The sequence below is a fragment of the Siccirubricoccus deserti genome, from assembly GCF_014283215.1.
In the GTDB taxonomy this organism is placed as follows: domain Bacteria; phylum Pseudomonadota; class Alphaproteobacteria; order Acetobacterales; family Acetobacteraceae; genus Siccirubricoccus; species Siccirubricoccus deserti.
The window spans coordinates 1-13886 of the sequence record NZ_JACOMF010000011.1 but is presented as its reverse complement, the minus strand read 5'-3'; the positions used below and the strand labels follow the sequence as shown (position 1 = coordinate 13886).

13 protein-coding genes and 1 tRNA gene are annotated in these 13886 nt (G+C 70.1%); 8 read left to right on the top strand and 6 right to left on the bottom strand.

Annotated features, from left to right (window positions below; translation table 11 throughout):
* Positions 1-4: 4 nt before the first annotated feature.
* Positions 5-1024 (top strand): NADP-dependent oxidoreductase, encoded by a 1020-nt coding sequence (locus H7965_RS11355; protein ID WP_186770695.1) that lies wholly within the window; start codon positions 5-7, stop codon positions 1022-1024.
* Positions 1021-1959 carry a hypothetical protein gene (locus H7965_RS11350; protein ID WP_186770694.1) on the top strand — a complete coding sequence of 313 codons (939 nt, stop codon included), beginning with the start codon at positions 1021-1023 and terminating at the stop codon, positions 1957-1959. The genes H7965_RS11355 and H7965_RS11350 overlap by 4 nt, the downstream gene beginning before the upstream one ends.
* Here the strand turns inward: H7965_RS11350 and H7965_RS11345 are convergent.
* The 4 genes from H7965_RS11345 to pdxH all read right to left on the bottom strand — a co-directional run bounded on the left by H7965_RS11345 (position 1934) and on the right by pdxH (position 5827).
* Positions 1934-2644, bottom strand: a complete 711-nt coding sequence (locus H7965_RS11345) for a pirin family protein (protein ID WP_186770693.1) — start codon at positions 2642-2644, stop codon at positions 1934-1936. The genes H7965_RS11350 and H7965_RS11345 overlap by 26 nt on opposite strands.
* Positions 2645-2828: 184 nt before the next feature.
* Positions 2829-3707 carry a universal stress protein gene (locus H7965_RS11340; RefSeq protein ID WP_186770692.1) on the bottom strand — a complete coding sequence of 293 codons (879 nt, stop codon included), beginning with the start codon at positions 3705-3707 and terminating at the stop codon, positions 2829-2831.
* 34 nt (positions 3708-3741) lie between these two features.
* Positions 3742-5220, bottom strand: coding sequence for a bifunctional aminoglycoside phosphotransferase/ATP-binding protein (locus H7965_RS11335; RefSeq protein ID WP_186770691.1), 1479 nt, complete (start codon positions 5218-5220; stop codon positions 3742-3744).
* A 19-nt stretch (positions 5221-5239) separates the two neighbouring features.
* Entirely contained in the window at positions 5240-5827 is a 588-nt protein-coding gene (gene pdxH, locus H7965_RS11330) for a pyridoxamine 5'-phosphate oxidase (RefSeq protein WP_456308148.1), read from the bottom strand.
* Between the two features lie 113 nt (positions 5828-5940).
* Between pdxH and fabI the strand changes: the two genes are divergently transcribed.
* Complete coding sequence (gene fabI, locus H7965_RS11325; protein ID WP_186770690.1) at positions 5941-6774, top strand: enoyl-ACP reductase FabI; 834 nt, start codon at positions 5941-5943, stop codon at positions 6772-6774.
* 4 nt (positions 6775-6778) lie between these two features.
* Complete coding sequence (gene aroC, locus H7965_RS11320) at positions 6779-7885, top strand: chorismate synthase (protein WP_186770689.1); 1107 nt, start codon at positions 6779-6781, stop codon at positions 7883-7885.
* Positions 7886-8006: 121 nt separating this feature from the next.
* On the opposite strand, the gene H7965_RS11315 is transcribed toward aroC, so the two are convergent.
* Positions 8007-9113, bottom strand: coding sequence for a hypothetical protein (locus tag H7965_RS11315; protein ID WP_186770688.1), 1107 nt, complete (start codon positions 9111-9113; stop codon positions 8007-8009).
* 268 nt (positions 9114-9381) lie between these two features.
* Here H7965_RS11315 and H7965_RS11310 point away from each other — a divergent pair, with 268 nt between their 5' ends.
* Complete coding sequence (locus H7965_RS11310; protein ID WP_186770687.1) at positions 9382-10617, top strand: argininosuccinate synthase; 1236 nt, start codon at positions 9382-9384, stop codon at positions 10615-10617.
* A gap of 2 nt (positions 10618-10619) precedes the next feature.
* On the top strand, positions 10620-11411 hold the full coding sequence (locus tag H7965_RS11305) for a potassium channel family protein (protein WP_222440572.1): 792 nt from the start codon (positions 10620-10622) through the stop codon (positions 11409-11411).
* Positions 11412-11719: 308 nt separating this feature from the next.
* On the opposite strand, the gene H7965_RS31935 is transcribed toward H7965_RS11305, so the two are convergent.
* Positions 11720-11953, bottom strand: a complete 234-nt coding sequence (locus H7965_RS31935; RefSeq protein ID WP_390624562.1) for a hypothetical protein — start codon at positions 11951-11953, stop codon at positions 11720-11722.
* Between the two features lie 29 nt (positions 11954-11982).
* Between H7965_RS31935 and H7965_RS11300 the strand changes: the two genes are divergently transcribed.
* Together H7965_RS11300 and H7965_RS11295 are read left to right on the top strand one after the other, a co-directional pair.
* A complete protein-coding gene (locus H7965_RS11300) occupies positions 11983-12804 on the top strand; it encodes an IS110 family RNA-guided transposase (RefSeq protein WP_186770686.1) in 822 nt (273 codons plus the stop codon).
* A gap of 708 nt (positions 12805-13512) precedes the next feature.
* Positions 13513-13587 (top strand) — tRNA-Gly (locus H7965_RS11295).
* The last annotated feature ends 299 nt before the right edge of the window (positions 13588-13886 follow it).

Below are 13886 nucleotides of genomic sequence, written 5' to 3'. Positions count from 1 at the left end.
CGCCATGGCCGAAACCAACCTGCAGGTGCTGCTCCGCCGCCGCCCGAAGGGCGAGCCGGTGCCCGAGGATTTCGAGATCGTCGAAACCCCGGTGCCGGAGCCGAAGGAGGGCGAGGTGCTTGTGCGGGCGGGATACCTCTCGCTTGATCCCTACATGCGCGGCCGGATGGCGGAGGCGAAGAGCTATGCCAAGCCGGTCGAGCTTGGCGCGGTCATGGAAGGCCGTACCGCCGGCGAGGTCGTCGCCTCCCGCGCCCCGGGCTTCGCGCCGGGCGATACGGTGGCGGGCGGCTATGGCTGGCAGCGCTTCTCGGTGGTCAAGGCCGCTGGGCTGATCAAGGTGGACTCGCAGGAGGCGCCGCTCTCGGCCAATCTCGGCGTGCTCGGCATGCCCGGGCTGACCGCCTGGGTCGGGCTCGAGGATATCGGCACGCCGAAGCCCGGCGAGACCATGGTGGTCTCCGCCGCCTCGGGCGCGGTCGGCCAAGTCGTCGGTCAGATCGGCAAGCTCCGCGGCTGCAAGGTCATCGGCATCGCCGGTGGGCCGGAGAAATGCCGCTACGTGACGGAGGAGCTGGGCTTCGACGCCTGCCTCGACCATCGCGGCGACCTCGACGCGCAGCTCGACGCCGCCTGCCCGGAGGGGATCGACGTCTATTGGGAGAATGTCGGCGGCGCGGTGCAGGCGGCGGTCTTCCCGCGCTTCCGCGACTTCGGCCGGATGGTGATGTGCGGCGTCATCTCGCAGTACAACGTCGCGGAGGGTGCCGACAGCTTCGGCGGCGCGCCGGGCCCCAACCTGGGGCCGGTGGTGCGGAAGCGCCTGCGCATCCAGGGCTTCATCGTCAGCGACAATGGCTGGCCGCGCTACCCCGCCTTCCGGAAGCAGATGCTCGGCTGGATGGCGGAGGGGCGGATGGTCTGGAAGGAGGATGTGGTGCAGGGGCTGCGGAACGCGCCGCAGGCCTTCATCGGCCTGCTGAAGGGCCGGAATTTCGGCAAGCTGGTGGTGCAGGTCGATTGAACCCCACGGCCACCAGCACGGCGGATGCGCGGCTGGCGGCACGGCTCGCCGGCCGGCAGGTGCTGCTCTGCCACGGGCTGTTCGGCGAGGTGATGGCGCGACTGCGCCCGATCGGCATCGACTACATGGCCAGCCAGGCGGCGTGGCTGCGCGGGCTCGGCGTGGCGGTGGCGGTGCTGCCGCTGCCGACCGCGGCACCGGTCGGCGTCAATGCCGGACGGATCGCCGCGGCGCTGGCCGCCGACCCGCGGCCGGCGGTGTTGGTCGGCCACAGCAAGGGGGGGCTGGAGGCGCTGGCGGCGCTGCTGCTGCCGGGGGTGGCGGCGCGGTGCCACGGCTTCATCGCGCTGCAATCGCCCTTTCATGGCTCGCCGGTGGCGGATGCGGTGTGCGGCCAGCGGCGGTTGCACCTGGCGGCGCATCATGCGCTGCGGGCGCTGGGTCTCGGCACCGGGCGCGGGGTGAAGGATCTGACGACGTCGGTGCGCGGCGCCTGGATGGCGGCGCATGCGGCGGCGATCCTGGCGCTGGCTGAACAGCTGCCGATGGCGAGCCTGGCGACGGTGCTGGAAGACCGGGGCGGCTGGCGCGACCAGGCCTATGCGCCGCTGGCGCGCTGGATGGAACGCCAGGGGGCCGGGCCGAATGACGGGCTGGTGCCGCTGGCCTCCACCATGCTGCCTGGTGCCCGCCATGCCGTGCTGGCCGGCGGGCATCGGGCGCTGGTGGCTGAGGGGCCGGGGCGCGACCCAATCGGCGTACTGCGCGGGGCGCTGCTGGAGATGCTGGCGGGCGCGGCCATGGCGGATTGCGGTCTTCGATCAACGCAATCCGCCGCGGCCTGTCGCCCGAGGAGCGGATCGGCGGGAGCGGCTGAACGCGGCTGCGCCCAGCCGCCCATGGTCCGATCTACTCGGCCGCCACCTCCACCATGACCAGCTCGGCATCCTCGGTCGCGGTGATGGCGATCTCCGCCTCGTCGCGGATGCCAGCGCCGTCGCGGGTGCCGACCGCCACGCCATTCACCGTCACCGCGCCCTTGGCCGGCACCAGATAGGCGGCGCGGCCTTCGGCCAGGGGCTGGCGCAGGGTCTGGCCGGCCTTCAGGGTCGCCGCCAGCACCGCGCCATCGACATTCAGCGGCAGGGCGCCGTTCCCGGCATCCTGCGGCCGGCCGCTCGCCAGCACCTCGAATCCCGTCTCACGCTGCTCCTTGGGGAATTGCTTGGCACCCCAATTCGGCTTCGCGCCGCGCCGGTCCGGGATGATCCAGATCTGGAAGAGGCGCGTCGTCTCCGGCTCGAGGTTGTACTCGCTGTGCACCACGCCGGTCCCGGCCGACATGATCTGCACGTCGCCGGCCTCGGTGCGGCCTTCATTGCCCATGCTGTCGCGGTGGGTGATCGCCCCGTCGCGGACATAGGTGATGATTTCCATGTCGCGGTGCGGATGCGGATCGAAGCCGGTGCCAGCAGCGATCTCATCGTCGTTCCACACCCGCAGCCGTCCCCAGTTCATCCGGGCGGGGTCATGGTAGTTGGCGAAGGAAAAATGATGGCGAGCCTGGAGCCAGCCATGGTTGGCACCGCCGAGGGTGCCGAAGGGGCGAACATCGATCATCGGGATGCTCCATCGGGTGAGAGGCCGCCGGAGGTGACGGCCGCGATGGCACCCAGATAGGGCGGCGGCTGGCGGAAGTCCCGTCACCAGCCGGGATCACCACCATTGACCAGGGCGATGACGGCCCCACGAAGCGACCCGATTCAGCCCTCCGCGCCCTGCGGCGCTGCGGCCATCGGGCCGATTACCGGCACATCAGCACCGGCATGTCGCTGTTCTCCAGCACATGCCGCGTCACGCCGCCGAGGATGAGCTGGCGCAGCCGGGAATGGCTGTAGGCGCCCATGCAGAGCAGGTCGGCGCGGAAGTCGCGCGCCGCGCCCAGCAACCCGGCGCCGACATCCTTCGTCAACGGCTTGAACAGCACCGGCTCGGCCTCGATCTCGTGCCAGCGGAGATAGCTGCGGATGCCCTCCACCGTTGGTCCGCGCCGCTGGTACTCATCGGCATAGAGCAGGCGGACCGCCTGGGCACGATGCAGCCAGGGCAGCGCCGCGGCGACCGCGGCCGCGCTCTCGGCCGAGCCGTTCCAGGCGCAGCAGACACGGGTGCCGATGGTCTGCGGCACTTCGCGCGGGGCGATCAGCACCGGCCTGCCACTGTCGAACAGCACCGCATGCAGCGCGTCGGAGGAGGAGACATCCTCATCCGCCTCGGGGTGCGGCACCACCGCCATGTCGTAGAGGCGCGACCGCTGCGCCACAATATCCTCCTCCCGCCCCGCGATACTCTCGAAGGACAGGGTCGGCCCGTCGTGCTTCAGCGCCGATTCGGCGCTGTTGGCGATGGCGATGCCGCCGGCGGTGCCGGTGAAGCGGTCGAACAGCAGGCGGACGCGGTTGGCGCGCTCGCCGCTTTCGCGTTCGGTCGCCGCCATCATCTCCTCGATCATCGCGCCGGAAAGCCCCTCGCCGGCCAGCGGCGCGACATCCCGGGCATCCACCCGCACATGCAGGCAATGGACATGCGCGTTCCAGATCCGCGCCACCATCAGCGCGGTGGCAAGGGCGGCTTCCCCGGCCGCGGTGCCGGTCAGAGGCAGCAGCAGACGTCGATAGGCCATGGCGCGTCTCCCAATCGGCGCTTCCGGTGCCATCCTAACACGGATTCGGTGCGCACACGCCAAGGCATTCCCGGGCCGCCGGAATGGGATCAGCCGCCGCATCCACCACACGCCAGTCGAGCGGCCCGGAATCGCGCGCGGCGGCGGCCTCCAGCACCGCCACATCGGCATCCGAGGCATCACCGCGACGCGCGGCGACGCGGTCCCGCAACACGGCCAGCGGCGCGGTCAGCCACAGCCCATCGAAGCGCGCGCCACCCGCCGCCGCGGCGATGGCCTGGCGCTCGGCCGGCCGCTGGAACACCGCATCGGCGATGGCGGCATGGCCGCCGCCCACCGCCTCCGCCGCCAGCGCCGTCAGCTCGGCGAAGACCGCGGCGCTGGCCTCGGGCGCATAGAACTCCGGCGGCAGTCGCTGCTCCGGCGCCAGCCCGGCCTGGCGCTTGCGGATCTCGTCGCTGCGCAGCACCAGCGCCCCCGGCGCGGCGCCGATCCAGGGGGCCAGCGCCTGCGCCAGCCGTGACTTGCCGGTGCCCTGCAGCCCGCCGATGGCGATCAGCCGCGGCGGCGGCGGCCGCAGATACTCCTCTGCCCGGTCGAGATAGCCGAGCGCCTTGGCCGCTTGGCCCCGGGCCGCCTCGACATGGGCGCGGATTATGGCGCGAAGCGACAGCCAGACCGGCAGCGCGGTGGTGAGCCCGGCGTCGCCGCCGCGCGCCACATAGCGGTTCAGCACCCGATTCGCCGCCGCCCGCCCGACCCGGTGGTCGAGGTCCATCAGCAGGAAGGCGAGGTCGTAGCCGGTGTCGATGGTGGCCAGCGCCTCGTCGAATTCCAGCGCGTCGAAGGGGCAGACCCTGCCCTGCCACAGCAGCAGGTTGCCGAGATGCAGGTCGCCGTGGCAGCGCCTGACCCGTCCCGCCCTGGCGCGTCCGGCAAGGATGGACGCAAGGCGGCGCAGCGCCCCGCCCAGCGTCGCCGCCCAGGCCTCGATCCGTTCGGCAGGCAGCCCGGCCGCCAGGGCGGCACGGCGGTTGCCCTCCAGTACCGCGGCCATCGCCGCCGCGGGATCCGGCAGCGCGGCCGCGGGCAGCACCGCATGCTGCGCCGCGACGGTATCGGCGATGGCGTCCAGCAGCGCCGGCGTCAGCCCGTCGCGCGCCGCCACCGCATCGAGGAAATCCCCGGGCGGCACCGGCGCCATGCGCAGCACCCAGTCCACCACCTCGCCCGGCCCGGCCAATTCCAGCCCGCCGCCCGGCGCCCGGGTGAGTGACGCCACATCGCGGTAGAGGCCGGGCGCGAAGGGTTGGTTCAGCGCCAGCTCGCGCCGCAGCAGGCGCTCGCGTTCCGCCAGCGCGGTGAAGTCGAGGAAGCCGAGGGCCACCGCCTTCTTCAGTTTGAAGGCCGTCTCAGCACCGACGTAGATGGCGGAGATATGCGTCTCGATCGGCGCTGCGCCGGTCAGCCCCTGCAGCAGCGCCGCGGCCTCAGCCTGGGCCGGCGGGATCATCGGCGCCCCCAGTCCGGGGTCACGGGTACAGCGCCTCGATCCGCCAGCCCTCCGCCTCCCGGTGGAAGACCTGGCGGTCATGCAGGCGGAACGGCATGTCGCGCCAGAATTCGATCCGGCGCGGCAGCAGCCGGAAGCCGGACCAGAACGCCGGCCGGGGGATCTCGCCGATGCCGAATTTCATAGTGTATTCGGCGACCGCCTTCTCCAGCGCGAAGCGGCTTTCCAGCGGGCGGGACTGCCGGCTGGCCCAGGCGCCGATACGGCTGCCGCGGGCGCGGGATTGGTAATAGGCATCGGCCTCTTCCCGGCTCACCGGCTCGACCGCCCCCTCGACCCGGACGCTGCGGTGCAGCGACTTCCAGTGGAAGCACAGCGCCGCCTCGGGGTTGGCGGCCAACTCCTGGCCCTTGCGGCTTTCAAGATTGGTGTAGAAGACGAAGCCTCGCGCATCGACGCCCTTCAGCAGCACCATTCGCGCCGAGGGGCGGCCATCCGGCGTGCTGGTCGCCAGGCAGACCGCATTCGGATCATTCGGCTCGGCCTGCGCCGCCTCCGCCATCCAGGCCTCGAACCGGGCGATGGGGTCGGTGGCAGTGCTGTCCATGGCGTGCATCCCGATGGGGTGATGGGGGCGGTCGCGGGTCGGTCCCCCTTGCCCGCCGGCCGGGGGTGTGCCACCACGGCCGTCCATCCGCAACAAGCTGGTTCCCCTTGCAAATGTCCGAAGCGCCGCTTGCTGATGCCCCCACCGGTTCGCTCATGGCGGGGAAGCGCGGCCTGATCATGGGCGTGGCGAATGATCGCTCCATCGCCTGGGGGATCGCCCGCGCGGTCGCCGCCCAGGGCGCCGAGGTCGCCTTCACCTATCAGGGGGAGGCGCTGGAGAAGCGCGTCCGCCCGCTGGCCGAGAGCATCGGCTCCTCTTTGGTGCTGCCCTGCGACGTGGCCGACGACGCCAGCGTGGACGCCGCCTTCGCCACCCTGCGGGAGAACTGGGGTGGGCTGGATTTCCTGGTCCATGCCATCGGTTTCGCCGACAAGCAGTACCTGCGCGGCCGCTACCTGGACACGCCGCGCGAGGCCTTCCTGCAGGCGCTCGACATCTCCTGCTTCTCCTTCGTTTCGGTCAGCCAGCGGGCGGTGCCGCTGATGAAGCCGGGCGGCAGCCTGCTGACGATGAGCTACCTCGGCGCCGAGCGTGTCACCCCGCATTACAATGTGATGGGCGTGGCCAAGGCGGCGCTGGAGGCCAGCGTGCGCTACCTGGCGGCCGACCTCGGCGGCATCGGCATCCGGGTGAACGCGATCTCGGCCGGGCCGATCAAGACGCTGGCGGCCAGCGGCATCGGCGATTTCCGTTACATACTGAAGTGGAACCAGCTGAACAGCCCGCTGAAGCGCAACGTCTCCATCGAGGAGGTCGGCGGCGCCGGGCTGTACCTGCTGAGCGACCTCGCCGCCGGCGTCACCGGTGAGGTGCATCACGTGGACAGCGGCTACCATGTGGTGGGGATGAAGGCGGTGGACGCGCCGGACATCAGCACGGTGTGATGCCGTGTCCCACAACAGCTTCGGCCATCTGTTCCGCGTCACCACCTGGGGCGAAAGCCATGGCCCGGCCATCGGCTGCGTCGTCGATGGCTGCCCACCGCGCTTGGCGTTGGGCGAGGCCGATATCCAGCCCTTCCTCGACCGCCGCCGGCCGGGACAATCGGCCTTCGTCACCCAGCGGCAGGAACCGGACCAGGTCCGCATCCTCTCGGGCGTCTTCGAGGGGCTGACCACCGGCACGCCGATCGCGCTGGTGATCGAGAACCAGGACCAGCGCTCGCGCGACTATGGCGAGATCAAGGACCGGTTCCGCCCCGGCCATGCCGACCTGGCTTATGAGTTGAAATACGGCATCCGCGACTATCGCGGCGGTGGCCGCAGCAGCGCGCGGGAGACCGCCATGCGGGTCGCCGCCGGCGCGATCGCCCGCAAGGTGCTGGGGCCGGATGTGACAATCCGTGGCGCGCTGGTGCAGATGGGTGGCGACGCGGTGGACCGCGCCGCCTGGGATTGGGCGGCGGTGGGCGAGAATGATTTCTCCTGCCCCGACCGCGCCGCCGCTCGGCGCTGGGAACAGGCGCTGCTGGCGGCGCGGAAATCCGGCTCCTCGCTCGGCGCGGTGATCGAGGTGGTGGCGGAAGGCGTGCCGCCCGGCCTGGGCGCGCCGATCTACGGCAAGCTGGACGCGGAGATCGCCGCGGCGCTGATGGGCATCAATGCCGTGAAAGGCGTCGAGATCGGTGAGGGATTCGCCGCCGCCGCCCTGACCGGCGAGGCCAATGCCGATGAGATGCGGATGGGCGCGGACGGCCGGGTCGTGTTCGGATCCAACCACGCCGGCGGCGTGCTCGGCGGCATCAGCACCGGCCAGCCCATCGTCGCCCGCTTCGCGGTGAAGCCGACCAGCAGCATCCTGACGCCGCGCCAGGCGGTGGACCGCCATGGCCGCGAGGTGGACGTCCTCACCAAAGGGCGGCACGACCCCTGCGTCGGCATCCGCGCGGTGCCGGTAGGCGAGGCGATGCTCGCCCTGGTGCTGGCCGACCACCTGCTGCGGCACCGGGCGCAGAACCCGGATGCGCCGGACAGCGCCCGGCTGCCGCGGAACTGATGCCGTTGGCGGTTCATCGTGACCGGCCAACCGTTCCACACGCATCCGGCGCTTTGCCGCCAGCCGCAGCCTTCCGGAGCCTTGGCTGTGCCCGACCCGGTACCGGCAGCATTCCAGGCAGCTACGGATGCCGCGCGGCAAGGTCCATGGGCGCCCGCCGCGGCTCATCGCACCCCGCGGCCCGCCCTTCCACGAACTCCAGCAGGCACGCCCCATAGCGCAGGGTGAAGCGCGCATCGGCGCCGCCGCCATGGCCGCTGACCTCCGCCGGACGGTCGAGGAAGAGCAGCGCCCCCACCCGCGGCGCCGCAAGGGTGCGGAAGACGGCGGCGCGGCCGGTCGGATCCGGGTCGAACTCGTCGCCGGCGAAGGTCACCACCACCACCCGCGCCGCCGGGCTGCGGGCCCGTGCCACCACCCGGCGCAGGTCATCCAGCGCCCAGGCCCAGGCCGGGCTGCCGGTCGCGCCATGCGCCGCCGGGGCCACCGCCACCACCGCATCGGCCAAGCCAGTCTCCTGCAAGGCCTGCAGCGCATTCCACCCGCCGCGCGACTGGCCGCCCACCACCACCCGGCCGTAGCCTTGTGCCCGCAGCCTGTGCACCGCGGTGCGCAGCCAGACGGCGGCGGCGTCGGTTTCATCGGTTGCCGGGTCGCGGTCGAATCGCACCACGTCCCAACCGGCGTTGTTGAAGACCCGGACATGCGGCTGCGGCTGGGTGCCGCGGCTGTCCTGGCCTCCGGCGGCCCGTCCATGGGCCCAGACATAGACCCCGCGTGCCGCCCCCGGCCCCTGCCAGAAGAAGCGTTGGTCCGGTGTCAGCGACCAGCCTCGCCCGGCCGCCAGCATCCTGGCCGGCGGCGCCCCGGGCCGGGGTGGCGCACCGTCCCAGACCACGGCCAGGTCACGGGCATACACCCGGCATCCGCGACCACCCCATTGGGCGCAGAGGGTCAGCGCCCGCGCCTCGGTCGCCGCCATATCCGGCTGCGCCGCCGCCCAGCCCCAGGTGCCATCGGGGCTGAGGGCGAAGGCCCGCGGCGTCGCCTGCAGCAGGAAGCGGGCGTAATCATCCCGGCCCTCGGGCGTCAGATGCGGCACGGCGGCGACGTCGAGCACCGGTGCGGCCACCGACAGGGCGTCGGCCCCGGCCGGATGTGCCGCGGCGGGGAGCAGGGTGAGGCCGGCAAGGGCAAGGCAGGCCAGCGCGCATGCGATCCCGCGCAATTGTACGAGATATGCCATAAAAGTGATGAAACCATGACTGGCCCGAGGTTCGCAAGACCCTTGCGCAACTCCCGCGGCGAAACTTGGCCCTGCTCAGCTTCGACGGCCCCGGCCCCGTCCGGCCGAGCAAGCCTTTGATCGGAAAGCCTGCCCGGGCTATGCACCGGGCGCAAACCTCACGCGGTTTGCGCCGCCCCGCCTTGCCGCCACCGAGACCCGGCGCCATGGTGCGGCCCCAACCAGACCGCCAGCCGGAAGGCCGTTTCCCATGCGTGTGAAGGACGTGAAGAAGGTCGTGCTCGCCTATTCCGGCGGGCTCGACACCAGCGTCATCCTGAAGTGGCTGCAAACCACCTACCAATGCGAGGTGGTGACCTTCACCGCCGATCTCGGCCAGGGCGAGGAACTCGGCCCGGCCCGCGACAAGGCGCTGCTGCTCGGCATTAAGCCGGAGAACATCTTCATCCGCGACCTGCGGGAGGAGTTCGTCCGTGACTTCGTCTTCCCGATGTTCCGGATGAATGCGCTCTACGAAGGGCAGTACCTGCTCGGCACCTCCATCGCCCGGCCGCTGATCGCCCAGGAGCAGATCCGCATCGCCGAGGAGGTCGGCGCCGATGCCGTGGCGCATGGCGCCACCGGCAAGGGCAACGACCAGGTGCGGTTCGAGATCGGCTACTACGCGTTGAAGCCGGATGTGAAAGTCATCGCCCCCTGGCGCGAATGGGACCTCACCAGCCGCACCGCGCTGATCGCCTTCGCCGAGCAGCACCAGATCCCGATTGCCAAGGACAAGCGCGGCGAGGCGCCGTTCAGCGTCGATGCCAACCTGCTGCACAGCAGCAGCGAGGGGAAGATCCTGGAGGAGCCCTGGGATGCGCCGGACGAGATGGTGTGGCAGCGCACCATCCGCCCGGAGGACGCGCCCGACACGCCCACCGAGATCACCATCGAATTCGAGCGCGGCGACGCCGTCGGCATCAATGGCGAGCGCCTCTCGCCCGCCATGCTGCTGACCCGGCTGAACGCGCTGGGCAAGGCCAACGGCATCGGCCGGCTGGACCTGGTGGAGAACCGCTTCGTCGGCATGAAGTCGCGTGGCTGCTACGAGACGCCCGGCGGCACCATCCTCTACGCGGCGCATCGGGCGATCGAGAGCATCACCCTGGACCGCGAGGCGGCGCATCTGAAGGATTCGCTCATGCCGCGCTACGCCGAGATCGTCTACAATGGCTTCTGGTTCAGCCCGGAACGCCGGATGCTCCAGGCCATGGCGGATGAAAGCCAGCGCAGCGTGACCGGCATGGTCCGGCTGAAGCTCTATAAGGGCAACACCATCGTCACCGGCCGGCAGTCGCCGAACAGCCTCTACTCGATGAAGCACGTCACCTTCGAGGATGACCAGGGCGCCTATGACCAGTTCGACGCCCAGGGTTTCATCAAGCTGAATGCGCTGCGGCTGCGGCTCGGCGCCATGGCTGGGCGCAAGGGCGGCGCGCTTTAGCCGTGCCGGAAAAGTCGCCACACGACAGCCCCCGGGTTGCGCTGCGGCGGCTCTACTGGTCGAAGGCGGAGCATGCGAAGCAATTCCGTTACGGGTTGCTGGCACTGGACGCGATCAGCATCGGCTGGATCGTCTATGCCTCCTTCCTGCCGCTCTCGGCCATGGTGATGGCGGTGGATGTAATGCTGGGGTTGGGGCTGCTGGCGGAATTCACCGCCCGCACCGCCGCCACGAAACGTCCCTTGCGGCAGTTGCTGCGGCCACTGGAACTGGCCGATTTGGTCGCCATCGTCTCCCTGCTGCTGGCGCCGCTGCTGCATGGGGCGCTCGGCTTCCTGCGGGTGCTGCGGACCCTCAGGCTGCTGCACTCGGTGCGGCTGATCACCTCGCTGCGCAGCGACCTGCCCTTCTTCCGCCGCAACGAGGAGGCGACGCTGGCGGCGGCACAGCTCGGCGTCTTCATCTTCATCATGACCGGGCTGGTGTTCGAGACGCAGCACCGCATCAACCCGAACATCGGCAACTATGCCGATGCGCTGTATTTCACCGTCACCGCGCTGACCACCACCGGCTTCGGCGACATCGTCCTGCATGGCGCCTCCGGACGGCTGCTGACGGTGGTGATCATGTTGGCCGGGGTGACCTTGTTCCTGCGGCTGGCGCAGACCCTGTTCCGCCCCAGTAAGGTGCGCTTCACCTGCCCGAGCTGCGGCCTGCAGCGGCATGAGCCGGATGCGGTGCATTGCAAAGCCTGTGGCATACAGCTGAAGATCCTGGATCAGGGGCTCGTCTGACACTATTGATCCGGCTGGGGTGATCCTGACCTACACGGCGTAGTGGAGGTCTTGCGCCCGAAGATGCCGCGAACGCGGCGAGGCGATGCCGGCAACTTGCGCATGTGCCCAACAATGGCGCGCCTGAGCTGCGCCTTGCGTCGTGCCGGTTCCTTGCGGGTCACTGGCTGCTTCAGGTCGTCGCCCGCCCCTGTGATCGGACACGGCGGCAACTCGTTCACACCGCCAAGGGTCGCTTGCCGTTCCCGTCCAGAATGGATTTCGGAACCAAGGCCTTGCAATGCTCGCAATACGGCCGGGACAGCGCCTCACCATGCACACCGCAAACGGCAGCGGCTCGGGCGTGATTGCGGATGTTGAAGCGTCTTGGACCGACGCTGAGGTGGCCGGCTGATCCAGGCCAGCGTTCTCTCGACAATCCAGCGCTTGGGCAGCACGACAAAGCGATGCTGGTCGCAGCGGCGGACGACTTCCAAAATCCAGGCACCGGTCCCGGCAACGGCCGCTGCCATCTTCGGCCCCTGGTAGCCCGCATCCGCAATCAGGCGTTCGACGAAGAGGAAACTCCGGCGTGCCCCCCGCAGCAGGTCTCCGCGCCTTCGCGGTCCTGCACACTGGCTGGATGGACGATGACCGCCAGCAACAGGCTGAGGGTGTCGGTCACCTGCTGCGCATGGGCTGGTTCCGCCCGGTCCACGTGAAGGCGATCACTGCGCGGGAGCAGCGCGCCCGGCTGGCGGCGCGCACGACGATGGTCCGGCAACTGCAGGACCTGGAGAACAGCGTCCGCGGACTGCTGCGGGGCTTCGGCCTACGTCTGGCGACGCTGCGGCGCAGGAGCTGGTCGGGTGCGGTCCGCGCCCTGCTCGACGGCCACCCCAGCCTGCCCGGTATTCTCGAGCCGCTGCTGCAGGCGCGCGAAGCGTTGCGCGACCAGCTCGCCGCGCTCGACCGGCAGGTCCGGGACGCCGCGCGCGACGATGCGGTCTGCCGCCGCCTGATGACGGTGCCCGGCGTTGGCGCCGTGGTGGCGCTGACCTTCCGCAGCACGATCGATGACCCCGCCCGCTTCCGCTCGTCGCGTTCGGTCGGGGCGTTCCTCGGACTGACGCCGAAGCGCTACCAGTCCGGGGAGACCGACCGGGCCGGGGCGATCAGCAAGGTCGGCGATGCCACCACCAGGGTGGCCCTGTTCGAGGCGGCGCACGTGCTGCTGACCCGCGTCACCAAATGGCCTGCCCTGAAAGCCTGGGGCGTGCGGCTGATCCAGCGCCGCGGCGCCAAGCGCGCCAAGGTTGTAGTCGCCAGAAAGCTCGCCAGCGTACTGCACCGCATGTGGGTCAGCGAAAGCGACTTCCGCTACGGCATCCCAGCAGTGGCGATGGAGGGCTGATCCACCAGACACCTCCATCACCGCTGCAGGGTTCGTCCGGACGCGGACGACGGTGGGAGCAGGCCGCTGGACACCTGGTCGCCCCTCACGGGGCCGCCGCTTTTGAGATCGGCCCTTCCCTCGCATCGGACCGCCTCATGTGGCTGCCACACGCAGACCACGAACAGAAGCAAGATCCGCGAAACGGACGAGCCCGCGTTGACCTCCCACCGCCCAATGACAGAAGGTGTCCCGCTTGCTGCATCAGCAGCAGGCCGCATAACCTCCAACTCCAATGAGCCAGAGCCTCCGCTAGGAAGACGCCTCCCCTGTCTCGAAGCATTCAACGACGGACAGACCACGTCGGGCGACAGCGGCAGGGGCTTGCCCGTGGCATCGCCGACGCTCTCTCAGGCGTGACGGCATGGCGGGCGAGGCTTCATCGACCACCCGGCAAGCTTCCGCGCAGGCAGCATCCAGCAGAGCGCGCGCTGGGCCGAGGCCCGATCCCCAGCGACCAGTGCGCCATGTGGCGTCACGGCATCGCCGATCATGGTTCGGGCCTCGGGCGAGTTTTGCTTCACCTGATGCGCTGCCAGGCGACGACCCGCCACGGTACGGTGCGAAAATGCGCTTTTGGCATGAATCGACAGGTGATGGCGGATTCTCAACAGATTCAGGGTTGTCTTCCCCGGAAAGCCTGATAAAAGCCCGCTGCTGCCGACGGACGCGGGCGTAGCTCAGGGGTAGAGCACAACCTTGCCAAGGTTGGGGTCGAGGGTTCGAATCCCTTCGCCCGCTCCAGTCGGACCCTCAGAACACATTCTCCGTAGTGACGCCGCCTCCCAGAAGCGCGGCCTTCCGCCACGTATTCGGCGTGCACCTTGAGACTTCGAGGGCGATATCGAGCCGCGGCGCGCGTCTCTCTCCGGGCTCTTCTCTCCGGACCTCGGGACTTGCCCGATCCAGTCTACAAGTAAGAGGGGCAAAACCTGTGGTGGTCAGGCGGGCTGGCAGCGCTGCCGGACCAAGTCGGGCAAGTACGGGATGCTGGCTTGGCCTGGGATGCCGAGCCTGGCGCCGAGGTAATCCCAGAAGCTGAG